Source organism: Micrococcales bacterium (assembly GCA_016703125.1).
Lineage (GTDB): Bacteria > Actinomycetota > Actinomycetes > S36-B12 > UBA10799 > JADKAV01.
The window spans coordinates 93,551-112,470 of the sequence record JADJCR010000006.1 but is presented as its reverse complement, the minus strand read 5'-3'; the positions used below and the strand labels follow the sequence as shown (position 1 = coordinate 112,470).

21 protein-coding genes are annotated in these 18,920 nt (G+C 68.4%); 18 read left to right on the top strand and 3 right to left on the bottom strand.

The genetic code is table 11. The annotated features are described in order from the left end of the window. The first annotated feature begins 18 nt into the window (after window positions 1-18). Window positions 19-1,542, top strand: coding sequence for a DUF1298 domain-containing protein (locus tag IPG68_11230; GenBank protein ID MBK6763791.1), 1,524 nt, complete (start codon window positions 19-21; stop codon window positions 1,540-1,542). Between the two features lie 89 nt (window positions 1,543-1,631). Then, complete coding sequence (locus IPG68_11225) at window positions 1,632-2,681, top strand: TerC family protein (GenBank protein MBK6763790.1); 1,050 nt, start codon at window positions 1,632-1,634, stop codon at window positions 2,679-2,681. A 7-nt stretch (window positions 2,682-2,688) separates the two neighbouring features. Here the strand turns inward: IPG68_11225 and IPG68_11220 are convergent, their stop codons facing one another. Both IPG68_11220 and IPG68_11215 read right to left on the bottom strand, forming a co-directional pair. Beyond that, window positions 2,689-2,994 carry an AzlD domain-containing protein gene (locus IPG68_11220; GenBank protein MBK6763789.1) on the bottom strand — a complete coding sequence of 102 codons (306 nt, stop codon included), beginning with the start codon at window positions 2,992-2,994 and terminating at the stop codon, window positions 2,689-2,691. After that, a complete protein-coding gene (locus IPG68_11215; GenBank protein MBK6763788.1) occupies window positions 2,991-3,662 on the bottom strand; it encodes an AzlC family ABC transporter permease in 672 nt (223 codons plus the stop codon). Before IPG68_11215 ends, IPG68_11220 begins: the two co-directional genes overlap by 4 nt. 84 nt (window positions 3,663-3,746) lie before the next feature. Between IPG68_11215 and IPG68_11210 the strand changes: the two genes are divergently transcribed. The 13 genes from IPG68_11210 to IPG68_11150 all read left to right on the top strand — a co-directional run bounded on the left by IPG68_11210 (window position 3,747) and on the right by IPG68_11150 (window position 15,198). After that, window positions 3,747-4,829, top strand: coding sequence for a hypothetical protein (locus tag IPG68_11210; GenBank protein MBK6763787.1), 1,083 nt, complete (start codon window positions 3,747-3,749; stop codon window positions 4,827-4,829). Between the two features lie 80 nt (window positions 4,830-4,909). Continuing rightward, window positions 4,910-5,581: a hypothetical protein gene (locus tag IPG68_11205; protein ID MBK6763786.1), complete on the top strand. Its 672-nt coding sequence runs from the start codon at window positions 4,910-4,912 to the stop codon at window positions 5,579-5,581. 9 nt (window positions 5,582-5,590) lie between these two features. Beyond that, window positions 5,591-6,175 (top strand): CDP-alcohol phosphatidyltransferase family protein, encoded by a 585-nt coding sequence (locus tag IPG68_11200; GenBank protein ID MBK6763785.1) that lies wholly within the window; start codon window positions 5,591-5,593, stop codon window positions 6,173-6,175. Beyond that, window positions 6,172-6,978 carry a DUF881 domain-containing protein gene (locus IPG68_11195; GenBank protein MBK6763784.1) on the top strand — a complete coding sequence of 269 codons (807 nt, stop codon included), beginning with the start codon at window positions 6,172-6,174 and terminating at the stop codon, window positions 6,976-6,978. The genes IPG68_11200 and IPG68_11195 overlap by 4 nt, the downstream gene beginning before the upstream one ends. Next, window positions 6,975-7,307 carry a small basic family protein gene (locus tag IPG68_11190; protein ID MBK6763783.1) on the top strand — a complete coding sequence of 111 codons (333 nt, stop codon included), beginning with the start codon at window positions 6,975-6,977 and terminating at the stop codon, window positions 7,305-7,307. The genes IPG68_11195 and IPG68_11190 overlap by 4 nt, the downstream gene beginning before the upstream one ends. Beyond that, entirely contained in the window at window positions 7,304-7,969 is a 666-nt protein-coding gene (locus IPG68_11185) for a DUF881 domain-containing protein (protein MBK6763782.1), read from the top strand. Before IPG68_11190 ends, IPG68_11185 begins: the two co-directional genes overlap by 4 nt. 10 nt (window positions 7,970-7,979) lie before the next feature. Further along, complete coding sequence (gene gcvH / locus IPG68_11180; protein ID MBK6763781.1) at window positions 7,980-8,363, top strand: glycine cleavage system protein GcvH; 384 nt, start codon at window positions 7,980-7,982, stop codon at window positions 8,361-8,363. A 60-nt stretch (window positions 8,364-8,423) separates the two neighbouring features. Next, window positions 8,424-8,909, top strand: coding sequence for an FHA domain-containing protein (locus tag IPG68_11175; protein ID MBK6763780.1), 486 nt, complete (start codon window positions 8,424-8,426; stop codon window positions 8,907-8,909). Next, entirely contained in the window at window positions 8,906-9,580 is a 675-nt protein-coding gene (locus IPG68_11170; protein MBK6763779.1) for a MerR family transcriptional regulator, read from the top strand. The genes IPG68_11175 and IPG68_11170 overlap by 4 nt, the downstream gene beginning before the upstream one ends. Before the next feature lie 56 nt (window positions 9,581-9,636). After that, on the top strand, window positions 9,637-10,131 hold the full coding sequence (locus tag IPG68_11165) for a bifunctional nuclease family protein (protein ID MBK6763778.1): 495 nt from the start codon (window positions 9,637-9,639) through the stop codon (window positions 10,129-10,131). A gap of 133 nt (window positions 10,132-10,264) precedes the next feature. Further along, window positions 10,265-10,828 (top strand): MerR family transcriptional regulator, encoded by a 564-nt coding sequence (locus IPG68_11160; protein ID MBK6763777.1) that lies wholly within the window; start codon window positions 10,265-10,267, stop codon window positions 10,826-10,828. Continuing rightward, complete coding sequence (gene gcvP, locus IPG68_11155) at window positions 10,761-13,619, top strand: aminomethyl-transferring glycine dehydrogenase (GenBank protein ID MBK6763776.1); 2,859 nt, start codon at window positions 10,761-10,763, stop codon at window positions 13,617-13,619. Before IPG68_11160 ends, gcvP begins: the two co-directional genes overlap by 68 nt. Before the next feature lie 25 nt (window positions 13,620-13,644). Next, window positions 13,645-15,198: a cation:proton antiporter gene (locus IPG68_11150; GenBank protein MBK6763775.1), complete on the top strand. Its 1,554-nt coding sequence runs from the start codon at window positions 13,645-13,647 to the stop codon at window positions 15,196-15,198. 10 nt (window positions 15,199-15,208) lie between these two features. Here IPG68_11150 and IPG68_11145 read toward each other — a convergent pair whose 3' ends face one another. Beyond that, a complete protein-coding gene (locus IPG68_11145; protein MBK6763774.1) occupies window positions 15,209-15,691 on the bottom strand; it encodes a hypothetical protein in 483 nt (160 codons plus the stop codon). Window positions 15,692-15,742: 51 nt separating this feature from the next. Here IPG68_11145 and IPG68_11140 point away from each other — a divergent pair, with 51 nt between their 5' ends. From IPG68_11140 to IPG68_11130, 3 genes are all read left to right on the top strand, one after another. Continuing rightward, a complete protein-coding gene (locus IPG68_11140) occupies window positions 15,743-16,195 on the top strand; it encodes a DUF4442 domain-containing protein (GenBank protein MBK6763773.1) in 453 nt (150 codons plus the stop codon). 120 nt (window positions 16,196-16,315) lie between these two features. Further along, window positions 16,316-18,229 (top strand): threonine--tRNA ligase, encoded by a 1,914-nt coding sequence (locus IPG68_11135; protein MBK6763772.1) that lies wholly within the window; start codon window positions 16,316-16,318, stop codon window positions 18,227-18,229. Next, a complete protein-coding gene (locus IPG68_11130; protein ID MBK6763771.1) occupies window positions 18,229-18,744 on the top strand; it encodes an HIT domain-containing protein in 516 nt (171 codons plus the stop codon). The genes IPG68_11135 and IPG68_11130 overlap by 1 nt, the downstream gene beginning before the upstream one ends. Window positions 18,745-18,920: the final 176 nt, after the last annotated feature.

Sequence of the window (18,920 nt, the reverse complement as noted above, 5' to 3'; positions counted from 1 at the left end):
CCGTAGACGGGAGCAACAATGACGACAGCGTCGATGAGTGTCCAGGACGCCCTGTGGCTGACGATGGACCGGCCCAACAACCTGATGGTCGTGGACGGTGCCATGGTTCTGCGCGGGACCCCCGCGCTGGCCGACGTCCGCGCAGTGCTGGAGGATGCCGTCGAGCGGTTCCCGGTACTTGGGCGCAAGGCTGTGCGTTCCGGCCTGGGCTGGGCCTGGGAGGACGACCCCGACTTCGATCTGGACCGGCACATCCACGAGGTCGCCCTCGAGCCTGGCACCGAGATCGACGCCCTCCAGCGCTTCATGGCCGAGCAGCGCTCGCAGCCGTTGCCGAAGGACCGGCCGTTGTGGATCGGGTTCCTGCTCAGCCCGCTCACGCTGCCGGACGGGACCGTCGGGTCGGCCTGGATGACGCGCTTCCACCACGCCATCGCCGACGGGGTGCGCCTCACACAGGTGCTGCTCGGACTGTGCGAGGCGCAGGACGCCAGTATCGGGGCGGTCGTGGCCCGCAGTGGCGTGCAGGCCGGGGAGGCAGCCAGTCCCACCGAGGAGATCGGGCGGGTGGCGGTGCACGCCGCCGAAGAGGTAACCCACGTCGTGGAGCACGGAGTCGGTGATGTCGCTGCCAGCGCCGTCCGGGCCGTGCGAGACCCCCTGTCGGCGCTCGTCCACCTGCCGGGCCGGGCGCTGGGCGCGGCGCGGGCCGGGGTGCACGGCGTGGAGGAGGGGCTGGCCCTGGTGCGCCACCCCGACCGGCTCATGGACGCCCTGGAGGTGCTGGGCGTGGAACAGCACCGCAGCATCAACGACCTGTCGTCGGTGACGAAGATTGCGCTGTCGACCTCTGATGACACGGTCTGGAGCGGTTCGCCGGGAACGACGAAGGCCGTGGCCTGGTCACAGCAGGTGCCGCTGGAGGACATCAAGTCGCTGGGCCGGCGCTCCGGAGCGACCGTGAACGACGTGCTGCTGGCGGCCATCTCCGGCGGCCTGCAGCGGTTCCTGTCCGAGCACGGCGAGCAGTTGCGCGAGGTGTCCTGGATGGTGCCGGTGAACCTCAAGCCGTTCGAGGACAACCTGCCCGAGGAGCTCGGCAACTTCTTCGCCCTCGTGATGCTGCCGATGCCCCTGGACGAGCCCGATCCCAAGGCCCGCCTGGAGCAGATGCACCAGCGCATGCACCGGATCAAGCACAGCGACGAGGCGGTACTCACATTCGGACTGCAGCGAGTGGTCTCGATGTCGCCCGGCCAGATCGCCTTCTTCCTGACGAACTTCTTCGCGAACAAGGCTGTGGGCGTGCTCACGAACGTGCCCGGCCCCGCAGGGCTGTTGCGGTTCGCCGGCGTGGATCTGGACCAAGTGGTCGGCTTTGCGCCCTGCAGCGGCAACCAGCCCATGACCGCGACGATCTTCAGTTATAACGGCGGGGTCACCATCGGATTCGCCACCGATGCAGGACTGCTGCCCAACCCTGAGAAACTCGTGCGCTACGTCATGGAGGAACTTGACACGATGGCCACCGAACTGGCCTGATCGCGGGACCCAGAGTGAGCGATTGCCGAAGTGTACTTCCGGTGGGTGTCTGTTGCGGCGCCCAGGCACTCTGACAGACTGGAGCAATGATGCTGCCCGCAGCCGCAACCGGCGGCGGCGAGCCCACCTTGTACGTACCGGCCTGGCTCTGGGCCCTCACCGTGGGGATCGTCGTCCTTCTGATCGCCTTTGAATTCGTGCAGGCCACGCGCAATCCGCACGAGGTCAAGATCCGTGAGGCCGCCATCCAGTCGGTCATCTACGTCGCCATCGCCATCGCGTACGGCGTTTTCTTCGCGTGGTGGACCAGCGACCAGCCCACGCCGCAAGGCGGGTCCTACGGCCTGGAGTACTTCGCGGGATGGCTCATCGAGAAGAGCCTGTCGGTCGACAACCTGTTCGTCTTCGTCATCATCATGAGCACGTTCGCGGTACCCAAGATCTATCAGCAGAAGGTGCTGATGGCCGGGATCGCGGGGGCCCTGGTCCTGCGGACGATCTTCATCTTCGTCGGTGCGGCCGCGCTGGAGGCGTTCGCCTTCACGTACGTGATCTTCGGGGCGTTCCTCATCTACACAGCGATCAGCCTGGCCCGGCACCGCGACGAGGAACCGGAGTTCAACGAGGGCAAGGTGGTGCGGCTGGCCAAACGCTTCCTGCCCTTCACCGATGAGTACGACGGCGCCCACCTGCACACGCGCGTCAACGGCAAGCTCTACGGCACCCCGCTCCTGCTGGTGATGATCGCGATCTTCGCCACCGACATCATTTTCGCGCTCGACTCGATCCCCGCGGTCTACGGCGTCACGAACGAGCCGTTCATCGTCTTCGCGGCCAATGCCTTCGCGCTGCTGGGCCTGCGGGCGCTGTACTTCCTCGTGGCGGGTCTGCTGGACCGGCTGGTCTACCTGTCCCTGGGGCTCGCAGTGATCCTGGCTTTCATCGGGGTGAAACTCATCCTCGTTTTCTTCGGGGTACACATCGACATCTGGGTCTCACTGGGCTTCATCATCGGGATTCTTGCCATCACCACCATCGCCTCGCTGCTCAAGGTGCGCAAAGACCCCTCCGCCACCGCGCACGCCGGAGCCATCCCGGGTTTCGAGACCAAGAAGAAGGACGGCAAGGCGTCCGAGTGACCTGCGCTCACCCACCGAGCGCGCGGATCAGCGCGGCGGTGGCGGCGCCCACCACGACCACCACGAGGAACGGCGCGCGCAGACTCAACGCGACCCCGGCCGCCATGACAGCGGCCACCCGGGCGTCGATGCTGATAGCCGTTCCCGAACCCAGCGTCACCACCGCCAGCAGCGCCGCGAGCAGTGCCACGGGGACCATCGCCACGAGTTGCGACACCATCGGCTTGTCGAGGAAGCGCTCTGGCACCACGAACCCGAGAGCCTTGAGCGCGTAGCACGCGGCGCTGGCCAACAGGACGGTCGCCCACATCATGAGGCCCTCCGCAAGAACACGAGTGGCACCAGGGCGGCGCACAGGACCGGCAGACCGGGAGACAGCACCGGGGTCAGTGCCGTTCCCACCACGGCGGCCACCAGTGCCACGCCCAGCAGGCGGCGACTGGTGATCTGCGGCCACAGCAGCGCCAGGAACGCCGCGGGCACCGCCGCATCCAGCCCGTAGCGTTGCGGGTCGCCAATGCTGCTGGCTCCAAGCGCCCCGACCAGGGTGCCGATGTTCCACAGCAAGAACACGCTGATCCCGGTGGACCAGAAGGCTAGAGCAGGCCGTGGTTCGGGGCGGTCGTAGTGCGCCAGGGCCATTGCTGTGGACTCGTCGATGGTGAGGTGTGCGGCGGGCACGGCGACCAGCCCGGACGGCTGCAGGATCTGCCGGATGCGCAGACCGTAGAACATGTTCCGCAGGCCCAGCAGTGTGCTCCCGGCCACCGCAGCCAGCGCCGAACCGCCACCGGCGAGCACAGACACCAGTGCGAACTGCGAAGCGCCGGTGAACATCAGCGCGCTCAGGGCGACCGTCTGCCACACCGAGAGCCCCGACGTCACGGACAGGGCACCGAAGGAAACGCCGTAGGCCCCAGTCGTGGCGCCGATCGTGATCGCCTCGATCACCACGCCCCGGGCGGTGTCGTCGGCACTCACGCGACGCCGCGGCCCAGGCACGCCCAGCGCGCACAGGTGGGTTCCATGCGAGGCAGTATGTCAGCGGCGGCTACCGTGGAAGGTATGGCAGGTCTGCGGTCCGTCGGGCTCGCGGTGGTCTTGGCACTGGCAGGTCTGATGACTCCCGGTGCTGCTCTGGCCCGCGACGAGGTCGTCCGGCAGAGCCCCATGGACGCTGACTACCTCCTCCGGGATGCGTCCGGGCACTGGGCCGCGCCGCGCTGCATCGGGGACGGGGTCTCCGGCCCCCGCGTGCAACCGGTGTTCGTGTACCGCAAGGGCACCGCGAACCGTTTCGAGCGCTTCCGTGCCACTCTGCAGCGCTCCACGGATCTCACCACCGGGATCTTCGAACGCTCATCCGACACCCGCCGGACCGTCCGGTGGGTTCACGACGCGTCGTGCCGACCGGTGATCTGGCAGGTCGCCGTCCCCACGGCGAGGAGCCACGACCTGGTCAGCCTGCGCCGGTACCTCGAGGACCGGCAACCCCGCTTCCGGCGCACCGACCGCGTCTACAGTCTGTGGGTCGACTCCACGACCAGTCCGTCGTGGTCGGGCCTGGGCGACGACCGCTGGTCGGCCACGTGGAGTTCCTCGTGGGGGTTCGTGTGGGTGGACGCCCATGAGCTCGTACACGCCCTGGGCGCGATCTGGCCGAGCGCCCCGCACTCTACGGGCAAGGCGCACTGCTACGACGCGTACGACCTCATGTGCTACTCCGATGGCGGGCCAGGGTGGCGCAAGGTCACGGTGTGCCCGGCGCCGCAGGCGCGCTACCGCCTCGACTGCGGTCAGGATGACTACTTCGCAGTGGCTCCCCGCCGTGGATCGTGGCTGGCGCGGCATCCGCGCGCGAACGTGGCCAACTCCCGCTTCCTCGCGAAGGTGCCCGCGCTGGTGCTGCCCGCTGAACCCGCGGCACCGGCGCAGGTCGCCCGCTTGATCGACCGCGTCACCTGGGTGTCGCTGCCGGGCACCAGGTACGACGTCGGTGTGCGCGAGCCGGGCGGCTCGTTGCGGTGGTTGGCCCAGGACGTGGTTTCCGGGGATTACCCCCTGGCGCGGATCGGCCCCGAGTCCCGGGTGTTCGTGCGTGCTGTCAACGCCGCCGGCTTCTCCCCGTGGGTTCGTGCGGGCGGGTGAACCGCCTTAGTCCATGACCGGATGCAGACACCTCGCGGCGCCTGCGCCCGGGCGTGCGGTCCGGCGATTACGGTGAACAGATGAAGAGACTCGTGCTGGGAATCCTGGGTGCGGTGCTGGGGCTGGTGGGGATCGGCCTGATGGGCGCCGGGGCGGTGCTGTTCGGGATCTTCGGCACCGATGGGCAGGCGAGGATCCCGATCGGCTCTGTGACCTCCGAGGTCGGCCGGGCGGTGGTGGTGACGGACTTCGAGATCAGCAGTGACGCCCCGCTGCCCGTGGAGGAGGACTGGTTCGACGTCCGGCTCGAGGTCACCGGCAACGAGTCGCTGTTCGTCGGCGTCGCCCCGAAGGTGGACTCCCTGGACTACTTGCAGGGGGCCCCGTACGAATTGGTGACCGGCATCGACAGCACGTCGGACACTGTCAACCAGACCAGCATCCCGGGTGACCGTGTGCCGGAGGCGCCGGCCCTGCAGCCGTTCTGGGCCGACCAGGCCTCCGGACAGGACGTCACGGTCGCTTGGCCGGTGTCCGACGCCGAGACCACGCTGGTCGTCATGAACGAGGACGCCTCCCGGGGTGTCGACGGTCAGGTCTCGGTACTCGCCACGGTCGCGTGGGCCGGCAGCGCCGCCATCGGGATGGCCATCGCGGGCCTGGTGATCATCGGCATCGCGATCTGGGTGCTCGTGCTGGCATTCCGCGCCGGCTCGGGGGAGTCCGCACCGCAGTTCCCGCCCGCCGCCTAGGCTGGGCGCGTGGAGGTCCAGTCGACGCAGGTCCAGACGGATCGGGTGCTCACGGTACCCAACATCCTGTCGGCCTTGCGCCTGCTCGGGGTTCCGTTGTTCCTCTGGCTGATCCTGGTGCCAGAAGCCGACGGCCTGGCCGTCGCGGTGCTGATGCTGGCGGGGTTCACGGACTGGCTCGATGGCTTCCTGGCCCGTCGCTGGCACCAGATCTCCCGTGTGGGCCAGCTGCTGGACCCGGTTGCCGACCGCCTGTACATCCTGGCGACGTTGGTCGGGCTGCTGTTGCGCGGGATCGTGCCGTGGTGGTTCGTGGTGCTGCTGGTGTCGCGTGACGTCATCATGAGTGTCGTCCTGGCGGTCCTCAAACGACGAGGGGTCACCGGTCTTCCGGTGCACTTTCTCGGCAAAGCAGCGACCTTCTGCCTGCTGTACGCCTTCCCGCTGCTCCTGCTCGGTGACGGCACCGGATCGCTCGCCCAGACCGCCAACGTCTTCGGATGGGCGTTCGCCGTGTGGGGCACCGCGCTCTACTGGTGGGCCGCGGTGCTGTACATCGGCCAGGCCCGGCGGATCATGGCGGCCGCACGGTGAGTGGTCAGCGGCCGGCGAGCCTGCTCGACCGGCTCCTGGCGGAGGCGCAGGCCGACGACTATGCCCTGGCCGAGCAGCGCTCTCCGACCACGCAGGGGAACCCGGTCATCGCCGCCGTGCTCTTCGCCGTGATCGGCATGCTGCTGGTCACCGCCTTCTGGCAGCGGCAGAACGTGCAGCCCGCGGCCGAGCAACGCCGCGACGATCTGATCAGCCGGATCGACCGGGCGACGCAGGGCGCCGGGGAGTCCCAGCAGAAGACCGCGCAGCTGCGGGCCAGCGTGTCCCAGCTCCAACAACTGGCCACCGGCGGGCTCGGTGAGCAGTTCTCCGAGCAGTTGCGCTCCCTGGAAGTGGCGACCGGTTTCGTGGCTCTCACCGGGCCCGGTGCGGTCGTGACCCTGGACGACGCGGAACCGCCCCTGCCGCGCGGCGTCGAACCCGCGGAGGCCACGGTGCTGGACATCGACATGCAGATGGCCGTCAACGGTCTGTGGGAGGCCGGCGCGCAGGCCATCGCCATCAACGACGTGCGCCTGACGTCGGCCACGGCGATCCGCACCGCCGGTGAGGCGATCCTCGTGGACTACCGTCCCCTGGAGCCGCCCTACCGGATCGTGGCCATCGGCCCGGCGGAGCTGGCCGACCGATTTGAAGAGGGTCAGAGCAGCAAGGATCTGGCGCAGTTGGGAACCGACTACGGCATACAGTCGGAGGTGACGGCGGCCGACTCGGTCGACGTCCCGGCGTCCACGGCGAATCTGCCGCTGCAGGCCGAGATCCTGAAAGGGGGAGGGTCATGATCGCCCTCATCGGGTTGATCGTCGGGATCATCCTCGGTGTCGTGTTCTCCCCGGACGTGCCGACTTGGATGGACGCCTACCTGCCCGTGGCCGTCATCGCCGGTCTGGACGCGGTGTCCGGCGCGCTGCGTTCCATGCTCGACGGCAACTTCTCCGACAAGGTGTTCGTGGTGTCCTTCCTGGGCAACGTCGCGGTCGCGTGCGTGCTCGTGTGGCTGGGCGACCAGTTGGGGGTCGGGGCACAGATGTCCACCGGGGTGGTGGTCGTGCTGGCGATGCGGATCTTCGCCAACGCCGCGGCCATCCGGCGCAGGATGTTCAAGGCATGAGGACGCGCCAGTGGGGCGTGGCCATCGTCTGCGTGCTGATCGGCATCGGAGCGGTGGCAGTGGTGCGCGGGCAGGGCGCCGACGAATTCCTGGCGACTGCGCGCGAGCCCGACCTGGTCCGCCTGTTGGACGACCTGCAGTCCCGGCAGACGCGGTTGGACGGTGAGATCCTGCGCCTCCAGGCCGCCGAACAGCGACTGCGCACGGGAACCTCGGCCGAAGCGCTTCAGGAGACCCAGCAGCGGGCAGACTCCTTGCGCGTCCTGGCGGGCACGACGGGCGTGCGCGGTCCGGGGATCAAGATGCGCATCGACGGTCAGGATGCCTTCTTCGCCTCCGACTTGCTCAACACGGTGCAGGAGTTGCGCGACGCCGGGGCGGAGGCCATCGAGGTCAACGGCAATCGGGTGGTGGTGGACACCTGGTTCGCCGATTCCGGCGACGGGATCTCGATCAGTGGCACGGTGGTCGGCGGTCCCTACGAGATCACCGCGATCGGGGGCCCGAGCACCATGGCCACCGCCATGCGCATCCCCGGTGGGATCGCCGACACGGTGGAATCGCAGGACGGTTCGATCGTCATCACCGAACTCGACCGCGTGGAGATTCTCAGCACGGTGAACCTGCCGGAGGCCGACCCGAACGTGTCGGTGACCGACTAATCTTCGGGGTATGACACCTGACGATCGGCGCTTCACCCGAGAACACGAATGGGTCCTTCCGCTGGAGAACGGCAACCTGCGGATAGGCATCACTGACTTCGCCCAGGACGCGCTCGGTGATGTGGTCTTCGTGGCGCTGCCGGAGGTGGGGGCCGATGTCAGCGCCGGCGACGCCATCGGGGAGGTCGAGTCGACCAAGAGCGTGAGCGAGATCTACGCGCCGGTCGCGGGCACGGTGGTCGCGCGCAACGACGCGGTGGAGACCGCGCCGGAGACCGTGAACGCCGACCCCTACGAGGGGGGCTGGCTGTTCGTCATCGAACCGGCCGACCCGGACGCGGCAGAGGCGCTACTGTCTTCCACGGACTATGACGCCCTCGTCCAGAAAGACTGATACCACCGGAGTCTGACTCTTCGGTTAACGTAGAGGCTTCTGGTGTCCGTGAGGAGTGCGGTGAGCAACGAATGTGCGCGGTGCGGGCGTCCCTTGGAGCCCGAGGACCGCTTCTGCTCGGCATGCGGGACGCCGCGTGCGCGTAACGAGGAGGACCCGACCGGTGCGGTGGTCGTCGACGAGCGCGACACCGGCCCGGTGCCGGTGGTGGCGGGTCTGTCCGGGCTGACCAAGGGGATGAGCGTCATCGTCGTGCAACGTGGCCCGGAGATCGGGCAGCGGTTCGAACTGACCGGCGACCGACTGTCGGTCGGTCGGGCCGCTGACGCCGACATCATGCTCGACGACGTCACCGTCTCCCGGCATCACGCGGAGTTCGTGGCCGACGGCGACGGGTGGGCGGTCGTGGACATGGGCTCGTTGAACGGCACGTACGTGAACCGCACGTCCGTGGAACGACACCAACTGACCTCCGGTGACCTCATGCAGATCGGCAAATTCCGCCTGCAGTACCTGCACGCTGACGAGGACCACCTGACCGAATGACTACTACGCACTTGATGGGCATCGGTGAGACGGTCTCGTCATTGCGGCCCGAGTTTCCCGACGTCAGTGTGAGCAAGATCAGGTTCCTGGAGTCGGAGGGTCTGGTGGCGCCGCTGCGCACGCCATCGGGATACCGCAAGTACACCCCCGCACACCTCGAGCGGATCCGCTACGTGCTGACCATGCAGCGCGACCACTATCTACCGCTGAAGGTCATCGCAGAACACCTCGACGCGCTCGACCGGGGCCTCACGGCGCCGGCACCGGCGGACTCGACCCCTCAGCCGACCATGCCGGAGACGACCGGCTCCGATGTGTCGTCCCTGGACACCGGCGTGCGCCTCAAGGCCGGCGAGATCTGCCGGGAGTCCGGCCTCAGCGCCGAGGATCTCGCCCAGGCGGTTGCCCTCGGCCTGCTGCCGGAGACCACCGATTACACACTGGACCACGTCGAGGCCGCGCGCAGCCTCGCGGCCCTGCGCGACTGTGGCGTACCGGTGCGCAACGCCCGTCCGGTGTACCTCGCCGTGCGCCGGGAGGTCGATCTTCACACTGCGGCACTGGGGCAGCCGAGGTCGGGTGAGAGTGACGAGCAGTACACCGAACGCGCGCGGGAACTGGCCTCGGCACTGGTCCGGGTACACGTGGCGGTGATGCGTTCACAGCTGTGACCCGGCGCCATCCGCGCGAGGGTGTCGCAGCGTCAGCGGGGGCGTAGAGTGAATCCGTGCGAGCCGTGGATGTCGTGGGTGTGCGGGTCGAGATGCCCTCCAATCAGCCGATCGTGCTGTTGCGGGACAGCGAATCCAACCGGTTCCTGCCCATCTGGATCGGCGCCGTCGAAGCGACGGCGATTGCTTTCGCCCAGCAGGGGGTACAGCCGGAACGGCCGCTGACCCACGATCTGCTCCGTGACGTCATCTCCGCTCTCGGACGCACAGTGACCCGTGTGGACATCGTCGATCTGCGCGACGGGATCTTCTACGCCGAACTCGTCTTCGACAACGGGGTCACCGTGTCCGCACGTCCCTCCGATGCGATCGCGCTTGCACTGCGGACCGACTCCCCACTGTTCGCCGCGGAGCACGTTCTCGACGATGCGGCCATCGACATGCCGTCTGAAGCGGACGAAGAGCCCGAAGATGAGGCGGAAGTCGAGGCTTTCCGCGAATTCTTGGACCATGTCACCCCGGAGGACTTCGAGGGCGGCAGCGCCCAATGACTAAATGTCAACCTCAGGTTGAGACATTGCGGGTATCCCGCCGGGCGTGTCGGTCGCGTCGTTGCGGGCCGTGCCCCTAAGTTTGCGATAGCGCAGTTCGCAGGCAATCTCGCAGGACAGCCGAGGAGAAACCATGAACGAGGCACTCGCCAACTCGTCTGCAGTCCCCGAGGTGGTGCAGCAGGAACTGTTCGCCGACGACTTGCACGTACCCGACGATGCCGGGTACCGGGCGCCCGTCGTGGCCAAGATCGTGGGAATCACCTACCGTCAGTTGGACTACTGGGCACGCACGGGGCTGGTGGAGCCGAGCCTGCGCACCGCCGCCGGCTCCGGCTCGCAGCGGCTGTACAACTTCCGCGACATCGTCACGCTGAAGATCGTCAAGCGGCTGCTGGAGACCGGCGTGACGTTGCAACAGATCCGCACCGCTCTGGAACACCTGCGATCCACCGGCGTGACCGACCTGTCCCAGATCACTCTCATGAGCGACGGGGCCAGCGTCTACGAGTGCCGCAGCGCCGAGGACGTCATCGATCTGGTTCACGGTGGGCAAGGAGTGTTCGGGATCGCTGTGGGTGCTGTCTGGCGGGAGGTGGAGAGCGATCTCGCCTCGCTGCCGGCTGAGCGTGCAGACGGCAGCATTACCGTGGTGGACGACGAGTTGTCGCGCCGCCGCTCCCGCAAGATTGGATAGTCCTACGTTCACCGAACGCCACATCGGTCCCGCCCCCGCGGACCTCACCCGCATGCTCGAGGTGCTGGGGTATGACGACCTCGATAGCCTCATCTCGGCCGTGGTCCCGCCGGACATCCGGACCGACCGCCCCCTGGACCTGCCGGCGCCTGCCGATGAACCGGAGACCCGCCAGTTGCTGCGCAACATCGCTGCGCGCAACCACCCCCGCACATCGATGATCGGGCTGGGGTACCACGCGACCGTCACCCCGGCCGTCATCGAGCGCAACGTGCTGCAGAACCCAGCCTGGTACACCGCCTACACCCCCTACCAGCCGGAGATCTCGCAGGGCCGGCTGGAAGGCTTGCTCACCTTCCAGACCCTCGTCGCCGATCTCACCGGGCTGCCCGTCGCAAACGCCTCCTTGCTCGACGAACCGACCGCCGCGGCCGAGGCCATGGCTCTGGCACACCGGGTCGGTCGCGGCGACACGTACGTCGTCGACGCCGACCTGCACCCCCAGACCCTGGCGGTCCTGGCCACCCGGGCCGAGCCAATCGGGGTGCGGATCGAGGTCCTGGACACCACGGCGTCCGTGCTGCCCGAGGCGTGTTTCGGGGCACTCGTGGGCTATCCGACGGGCACTGGCCGGGTTCGCGACCTCCGGCGCCTGGCCGAACAGGTTCACGAGGTCGGTGGGCTGCTCACCGTGACCTGCGACCCGCTGGCCCTCGTGGTGCTGCGGGCGCCGGCGGACCTGGGGGCGGACATCGTCGTGGGGTCCGCACAGCGTTTCGGCGTGCCGATGGGTTTCGGCGGCCCGCATGCGGCGTTCATGGCGGTGCGCACCGGACTGGAGCGGCAGCTGCCCGGCCGCATGGTCGGAGTGAGCGTGGACGCGGCCGGACACCCGGCTATGCGCCTGGCGCTGCAGACCCGTGAGCAGCACATCCGCCGGGACCGCGCGACATCGAACATCTGCACGTCACAGGTGCTGCTCGCACTTGTCGCCGCCTTCTACGCCCAGTACCACGGTCCGGCGGGACTGCGGCGGATCGCCGAGCGGGTTCATGAGCGTGCCACCACGCTCGCCGCTTCCCTGCAGGCCCACGGGCTGGCCGTGTGGCATGAGGAATTGTTCGACACCGTGGTGGTGAGCCACGCCGATCCGGCCGCGGTGCTCGCCGCGGCCGCCGTCCGCGGGATCGACCTGCGACTGCTCGACGGTGCGGTGGGCATGACCTGCGACGAGACCACCTCCGAGGCCGACGTGGACACGGTGTTGGAGTGTTTCGGGGCCCGACGCGTCCCGGGGGACTCCCGCATCCCGGCTGATCTCCGGCGCCGCGACGACATCCTGGACTACCCGGAGTTCGGCGCTTACCACAACGAGACCGCGATGATGCGCTACCTGCGGGCGCTGTCGGACAAGGACCTCGCGCTGGACCGCACGATGATCCCGTTGGGGTCGTGCACCATGAAGCTCAACGCGGCCGCGGAGATGGAGGCGATGACCTGGCCGCAGTTCGCGGGTCTGCACCCGTTCGCCCCGGCCGAGGAGTCCGCGGGCACCAGAGAGATGATCGGTGACCTCGAGCGGTGGCTGGCCGCGGCCACGGGCTACGACCGGGTCAGTGTCCAGCCCAACGCCGGCTCCCAGGGCGAGTTCGCAGGGCTGCTGGCCATCCGTGGCTATCACCGGTCCCACGGCGACGATCAACGCACCGTGTGCCTGGTGCCCAGCAGTGCCCACGGGACCAACGCCGCCAGCGCGGTGATGGCCGGCCTGCGGGTGGTGGTCGTCCGGTGCACCGACGCCGGCGACGTGGACGTCGATGATGTCCGGGACAAGGTCGCCGAACACGGTGACCGGCTGGCCGCGATCATGTTGACCTACCCGTCGACGCACGGGGTGTTCGAGACCGGCCTGCGGGCGATCTGCGACCTCGTGCACGGCGCGGGTGGGCAGGTGTACGTCGACGGTGCCAACATGAACGCCCTGCTCGGGCTGGTGCGCCTGCCGGACGTGGGCGCCGACGTGTCCCACCTCAACCTCCACAAGACGTTCTGCATCCCGCACGGGGGCGGTGGTCCGGGGGTCGGGCCGGTGGCGGTGAAGTCGCACCTGGCCCCATTCCTGCCGGGTCATCCGCTGGTGCCCGAGGCAGGTCCGGTGGGGCGCGGGCCCGTGTCCGGAGCGCCCTGGGGCAGTGCGGGCGTTTTGATGATCCCGTGGGTCTACCTGCGCCTGATGGGCGCCGAGGGGCTCACTCAGGCGACCAAGGTGGCCATCGCTTCGGCGAACTATGTCGCCCGCCGGTTGTCCGGGCATTTCCCTCTGCTCTACTCCGGTGCCAACGGCCTGGTCGCCCACGAGTGCTTGCTCGACCTGCGGGAAATCACCCGCACGACCGGGGTCACCGTGGACGACGTCGCCAAGCGCCTCATCGACTTCGGCTTCCACGCGCCGACCATGTCCTTCCCGGTCGCCGGAACCCTCATGGTGGAACCCACCGAGAGTGAGGATCTGCGCGAACTCGACCGCTTCTGCGACGCGATGATCGCCATCCGTGCCGAGATCGACCGGATCGCCGGCGGGGAGGTTCAGGTGGCGGACAGCCCGCTGCGCAACGCTCCCCACACCGCGGAATGCCTCGTCGACGACTGGGACCGGCCGTACACCAGGCGGGAGGCGGTGTTCCCAGCGGGCACGCCGGACAAGTACTGGCCGCCCGTGCGCCGCATCGACAATGCCTACGGCGATCGCCACCTGCACTGCACCTGTGCGCCGGTGACCGACTACGCCTGAACGCCCGTCGCTACGCTGCTGACCCATGTCCACTGCCGATATCTTCGACATCGGCAGTGCCGTGGTCATCGCCGTGCTCATCGCGGGTTCCTGCCGCAACCGGGGATGGTCCACGGCGATTCCGCTGCTGCTGGCCGGGATCTTGCTGGGGCTGGCCCCATTCGGCCCGGAAGGGGTCGCTGAGCCCGAGTTCGTGCTCGTGCTCGTGTTGGCCCCGTTGGTGTTCGGCGAGGGGCTGACCAGTTCGATCGTGGACCTGCGCCGGGTGAGCCGGCCGGTGATGGCCCTCGCCGTCGGGCTGGTCGTCTTCGGTGCCGTCGTCGTCGGTTTCATCGCGCAGTTGGCCATCCCCGGCATCCCGGTGACGATGGCCTTCGCCCTCGGAGCAATCCTCGGTCCCACCGACGCGGTGGCGGTGTCGGCCACGGCGCGCAAGGCCGGCCTGCCGCGCCGGCTCGTCAACGTGCTGGAGGGGGAGAGCCTGGTCAACGACGGCACCGCCTTGACCCTCCTGCGCGTGTGCTCAGTGGCCGCCGCGGCCGGCAGTGTCACCGCCTCCGAAGGGGCCCTGATCCTGGCGGCCTCGGTGCTGGGCGGTGGTCTGGTGGGGCTCGGGGCGGGCCTGCTGCTGATGTGGATGGTCCGGCGTTCCCGGGACACGACGGTGGCCAACGGGACGATCCTGCTGGCCCCGCTGCCCATCTATCTGGCCGCCGAAGCTGTCGAAGGATCGGGGATCCTGGCCGTGGTGGTGGCCGCGCTGGTGGTGGCCCACGGCACCTCGAGCGTAGTGCGGTACACCGGCCGGCTGCAGGCGACCAGCTTGTGGCTGACCATCACCTTCGTGCTGCAATCCGCGGCCTTCTTCCTCGTCGGGCTGGAGATGCCGCTGGTCATCGAGCAGATGCCGTCCTCGCAGATCCGGACCCTTCTGTACGCCGTCCCGGTGATCTTCCTGTCGCTGGTCGCCGCGCGTTTCGTCTTCGTGTACTTCATGACCCGAGGCAACGCTCGCGGCGACCGGGCCTGGCTGGTGGCCGCCTGGGCGGGCACCCGCGGCCCGGTGTCGGCGCTGGCGGCCTTCACGCTGCCCGTCACCACCGACGCGGGGGTGAACATCCCCTACCGGGAACTGGTCATCAGCATCACGTTCGGAGTCGTGCTCCTGTCGTTACTGGTGGCGCCGACCGTCGCCTGGCTGGCGAGGGCCGTGAACCTGCCGCACGACGACGACACTGCTGTCAAGCGCCGGGTCCGGGTGTCGCTGGCGCGGGCGTCGCTGGACCGGCTCGAGCAGATCGAGGAGACCTCGCAGCGTACCGGCGATCCGTTGTCACCCGACCTTGTCGAGCGCCTGCGGTCTGCGGCCGAGGAGCGGCTGAACCGCGCATCGAAGATCGCCGACCTCGGTGACGCGCCGCGGCCGGCCTCCCATACCGCTGTCAAGGAGATCGGCGCGGAGATGATGCGCGCCGAACATGAGGAACTGCTCCGGTTGCGCGACCGGGAGGGGCTGCCCGACGAGATCGTGCGCGAGGTGCAGCAGGAGATCGACGTGCGGATCCGGGCCCTCGGCTGAGGGCGTCGGCTCAGGTGCGGCCCTCGGTCTCCTGGGCCTGCTCGAGCAGGTCCAGTTGGCGCGGTTCATCGCGCATCCACGTGGCGTGCAGGACCGGCAGTCCCAGTTCCTGCAGGTGCGCCACGACTCTGTCGTCGTCGTCGATCACCGCCACCAAGTCGTCCTGCGCGGCGATCCCGCCGATCACGTCGGCCTTGTAGAAGCGCGCCGGTCGGCGGTCGTGGTTCGGGCGCATGTGCAGGGGGCCGTCGGGCAGGCCGTGGCGCGCGAGCCAGTCCTGGGTGTCCCGCCGCCACCGCCGGGGGCGGCCGGTGACGTAGACGATGGTGGAGCCGGCAGCCTGCGCTTCGTGCAGCGCCTGGCGGCCCTCCTCAAGTACCGGGTCGAGGACGGCCGCGGCGAAGAAACCGTGCCAGTCCTTGGGGTGGCTCTGCAGGTGGTGCAGGCGATGCCGGACGTCAGCGAGCACTCCGTCGATGTCGAAGACTGTCACAACCACCCCCCGACCGTAACGGGTCGAGCCCGGACGTGGAATGCTCGCGGCATGGATTTCGAGGCCGTTGAAAAGGGCATGCCGACCCTGGTCCCCATGGTGGGCACCCTGAACCTGGAGTTCCAGCAGCTCGACGAGCACACCGCAGTGATGCGGCTACCGGATCAGCAGCCCTATCACAATCACATCGGTGGCCCCCACGCCGGCGCGATGTTCACGCTGGGGGAGTCGGCCTCGGGCGCGCTGGTGCTGGGGAACTTCGCCGACCACCTCAATGTGGTGACCCCGCTGGCGGTGGAGGCCAAGATCGCCTACAAGAAGATCGCGATGGGGCCGGTCCTCGCCACCGCGGTCATGACCCGGTCGGTGGCCGAGATCCTGGCGGAGATGGAGGGTGGCACCCGCCCGGAGTTCCGCGTGGACATCACCATCGCCACCGAGGACGGCACGGTGACCGGTGAGATGCACGTGCTGTGGACGCTGAAGCGCAACAAGAGCGCCTGACCACCGGCCGAACTCGGACAGGTGGTCGGGGCCCGGCTCACTAGACTGGTCACAGATCCCGCTATCAGGAAGGCCAGCGCCGTGTCCCTCGATGTCATCGTGTCCGCAGAGCCACGTTCCGTGCCTGCGGGCACCACGGCGGCCGACCTGTTCGCGGAGGACCGCACCGTGGTCGTCGCCCGGGTCAACGGCGAACTCAAAGACCTCGCCCACGAACTGCGGCCGGGTGACATGGTCGAACCGGTCGGTGTCGACGAGCCTGACGGCCTTGCCGTGCTGCGGCACTCCAGCGCGCACGTCCTGGCCCAGGCGGTGCAGGACCTGTTCCCGACGGCCCATCTGGGCATCGGCCCGCCCATCAAGGACGGCTTCTACTACGACTTCGGTGTGGCCGAGCCGTTCCATCCCGACGACTTGGCCCGCATCGAGAAGCGAATGATCGAGATCCTCAAGAGCGGGCAGCGTTTCTCTCGCCGCGTGGTGACCGAGGCCGAGGCGCATCACGAACTCGCCGCGGAGCCCTACAAGATCGAACTGATCGGCAAGAAGGGCGGCAACAGCGACGAGATCATGGAGACCGGTGGCGCGGAACTCACCGTCTACGACAACCTCGACCGCACTGGCGCCGTCTGCTGGTCGGATCTGTGCCGGGGCCCCCACGTGCCGAGCACCAAGTACATCCCGCCGAACGCGGTCAAAGTCATGCGCAGCGCCGCCGTCTACTGGCTGTCCGACGAGCGCAACCCGCAGTTACAGCGCATCTACGGCACGGCCTGGCCGAGCAAGGACCAACTCAAGGGATACCTGACTTTCCTGGAGGAGGCCGCCCGGCGTGACCACCGCAAGCTGGGGTCGGAGCTGGACCTGTTCTCGTTCCCGGAGGAGATCGGATCCGGGCTGGCGGTCTTCCACCCCAAGGGCGGGATCGTGCGCAACGTGATGGAGGACTACTCCCGCCAGCGGCACATCGAGGCCGGGTACGACTTCGTGAACACCCCGCACGTGACCAAAGCGGCCCTCTACGAGAAGTCCGGGCACCTCGACTGGTACGCCGACGGCATGTACCCGCCGATGGACATGGACAACGCGCAGTACTACCTCAAGCCCATGAACTGCCCGATGCACAATCTCGTCTACGGCGCCCGCGGGCGCTCGTACCGGGAACTGCCGCTGCGCCTGTTCGAGTTCGGGACCGTGTACCGCTACGAGAAGTCCGGCGTGGTGCAGGGGCTCACCCGTGCCCGCGGTTTCACCCAGGACGACGCCCACATCTACTGCACCCGCGAGCAGATGCCCGAGGAGCTAGACGCCCTGCTGACGTTCGTGCTCGACCTGCTGAAGGACTACGGCCTGAGCGACTTCTACCTCGAGTTGTCCACCCGCGACCCGGAGAAGAGCATCGGCACGGAGCAGGAGTGGGACGAGGCGACCGCCATCCTGTACGAGGCAGCCAAGCGGCAGGATCTCGAACTGGTCCTCGACGAGGGGGGTGCGGCCTTCTACGGCCCGAAGATCTCGGTGCAGGCCAAGGACGCGATCGGGCGGACCTGGCAGATGTCGACCATCCAGGTGGACTTCCAGCTGCCGCAGCGCTTCGACATGGAGTACCAGGCCGCCGACGGCAGCCGGGAACGCCCGATCATGATCCACCGGGCCCTGTTCGGATCCATCGAGCGTTTCTTCGCCGTCCTCCTGGAGCACTACGCCGGCGCCTTCCCGCCATGGCTCGCGCCGGTGACGGTGATGGGCATCCCGGTCGCCGATCACCACCAGGAGTACCTGCAGGGGATCGCCGCGCGACTGCGGGTGGCTGGGATCCGCGCGGAGGTGGACACCACATCCGACCGCATGCCCAAGAAGATCCGCAACGCGCAGAAGCAGAAGGTGCCGTACATGCTCATCGCCGGCGACGACGACATCGCCGCGGGGGCGGTGAGTTTCCGATACCGCAACGGCGAGCAGCGCAACGGGATCCCGGTCGTCGAGGCGATCGCGGAGATCGTGGCCGCAGTAACCGAGAAGCGGCAGGTCTGATGGCCGGCGCCTCGGCGTGGGACCGGTTGTGGACGCCCCACCGGATCGCCTACATCAAGGGTGAGAACCGGCCGGACCACCAGGAGGCCGGGGACGACTGCCCGTTCTGCCGGGTGCCGGGCCTCGACGACGCCGAGGCGCTGATCGTGCATCGCGGGGAACGGGTCTATGTGGTGCTGAACCTGTACCCCTACAACCCCGGGCACATGCTGGTGTGCCCCTATCGGCACATCCCGGACTACACCCAGTTGACGCCGGAGGAGACCGCGGAGTTCTCGGCATTCACCCAGCACGCCATGACCGCCATGCGGGCGGTCGCGGGGCCGCAGGGCTTCAACATCGGCATGAACCAGGGCGCCATCGGTGGCGCCGGGATCGCCGGGCACCTGCATCAACACGTCGTCCCGCGCTGGGGCGGGGACACGAACTTCATCACCGTCGTGGGCGGCACCAAGACCATGCCCGCACTGCTGGAGGAGACCCGGGAGTTGCTGGCGCAGGCCTGGCCCGGCTGAGCCGGGTTCAGCTCCCGGCGATGAGCAGCGTGCCGGCGGCCACCGGTGGTTCGATGTCCGCGGCGGCGAGCGCACCGGGCTCGAGGTGCGACACCAGGCCCGGCTCGCCGAGGCTGGCCAGTGCGGTGACCCGGACGCTGCTGGTGGTCGTGCCCGCCAGTGCCATGGCCCGACCG

Coding starts and splice junctions, on each gene's coding strand:
- IPG68_11225 (MBK6763790.1), top strand. CDS start 1,632: ATGCTGCCCGCAGCCGCAACCGGCGGCGGCGAGCCCACCTTGTACGTA.
- IPG68_11230 (MBK6763791.1), top strand. CDS start 19: ATGACGACAGCGTCGATGAGTGTCCAGGACGCCCTGTGGCTGACGATG.
- IPG68_11205 (MBK6763786.1), top strand. CDS start 4,910: ATGAAGAGACTCGTGCTGGGAATCCTGGGTGCGGTGCTGGGGCTGGTG.
- IPG68_11170 (MBK6763779.1), top strand. CDS start 8,906: ATGACTACTACGCACTTGATGGGCATCGGTGAGACGGTCTCGTCATTG.
- IPG68_11185 (MBK6763782.1), top strand. CDS start 7,304: ATGAGGACGCGCCAGTGGGGCGTGGCCATCGTCTGCGTGCTGATCGGC.
- IPG68_11150 (MBK6763775.1), top strand. CDS start 13,645: ATGTCCACTGCCGATATCTTCGACATCGGCAGTGCCGTGGTCATCGCC.
- IPG68_11130 (MBK6763771.1), top strand. CDS start 18,229: ATGGCCGGCGCCTCGGCGTGGGACCGGTTGTGGACGCCCCACCGGATC.
- IPG68_11140 (MBK6763773.1), top strand. CDS start 15,743: ATGGATTTCGAGGCCGTTGAAAAGGGCATGCCGACCCTGGTCCCCATG.
- IPG68_11190 (MBK6763783.1), top strand. CDS start 6,975: ATGATCGCCCTCATCGGGTTGATCGTCGGGATCATCCTCGGTGTCGTG.
- IPG68_11220 (MBK6763789.1), bottom strand. CDS start 2,994: ATGATGTGGGCGACCGTCCTGTTGGCCAGCGCCGCGTGCTACGCGCTC.
- IPG68_11160 (MBK6763777.1), top strand. CDS start 10,265: ATGAACGAGGCACTCGCCAACTCGTCTGCAGTCCCCGAGGTGGTGCAG.
- IPG68_11210 (MBK6763787.1), top strand. CDS start 3,747: ATGGCAGGTCTGCGGTCCGTCGGGCTCGCGGTGGTCTTGGCACTGGCA.
- gcvH (MBK6763781.1), top strand. CDS start 7,980: ATGACACCTGACGATCGGCGCTTCACCCGAGAACACGAATGGGTCCTT.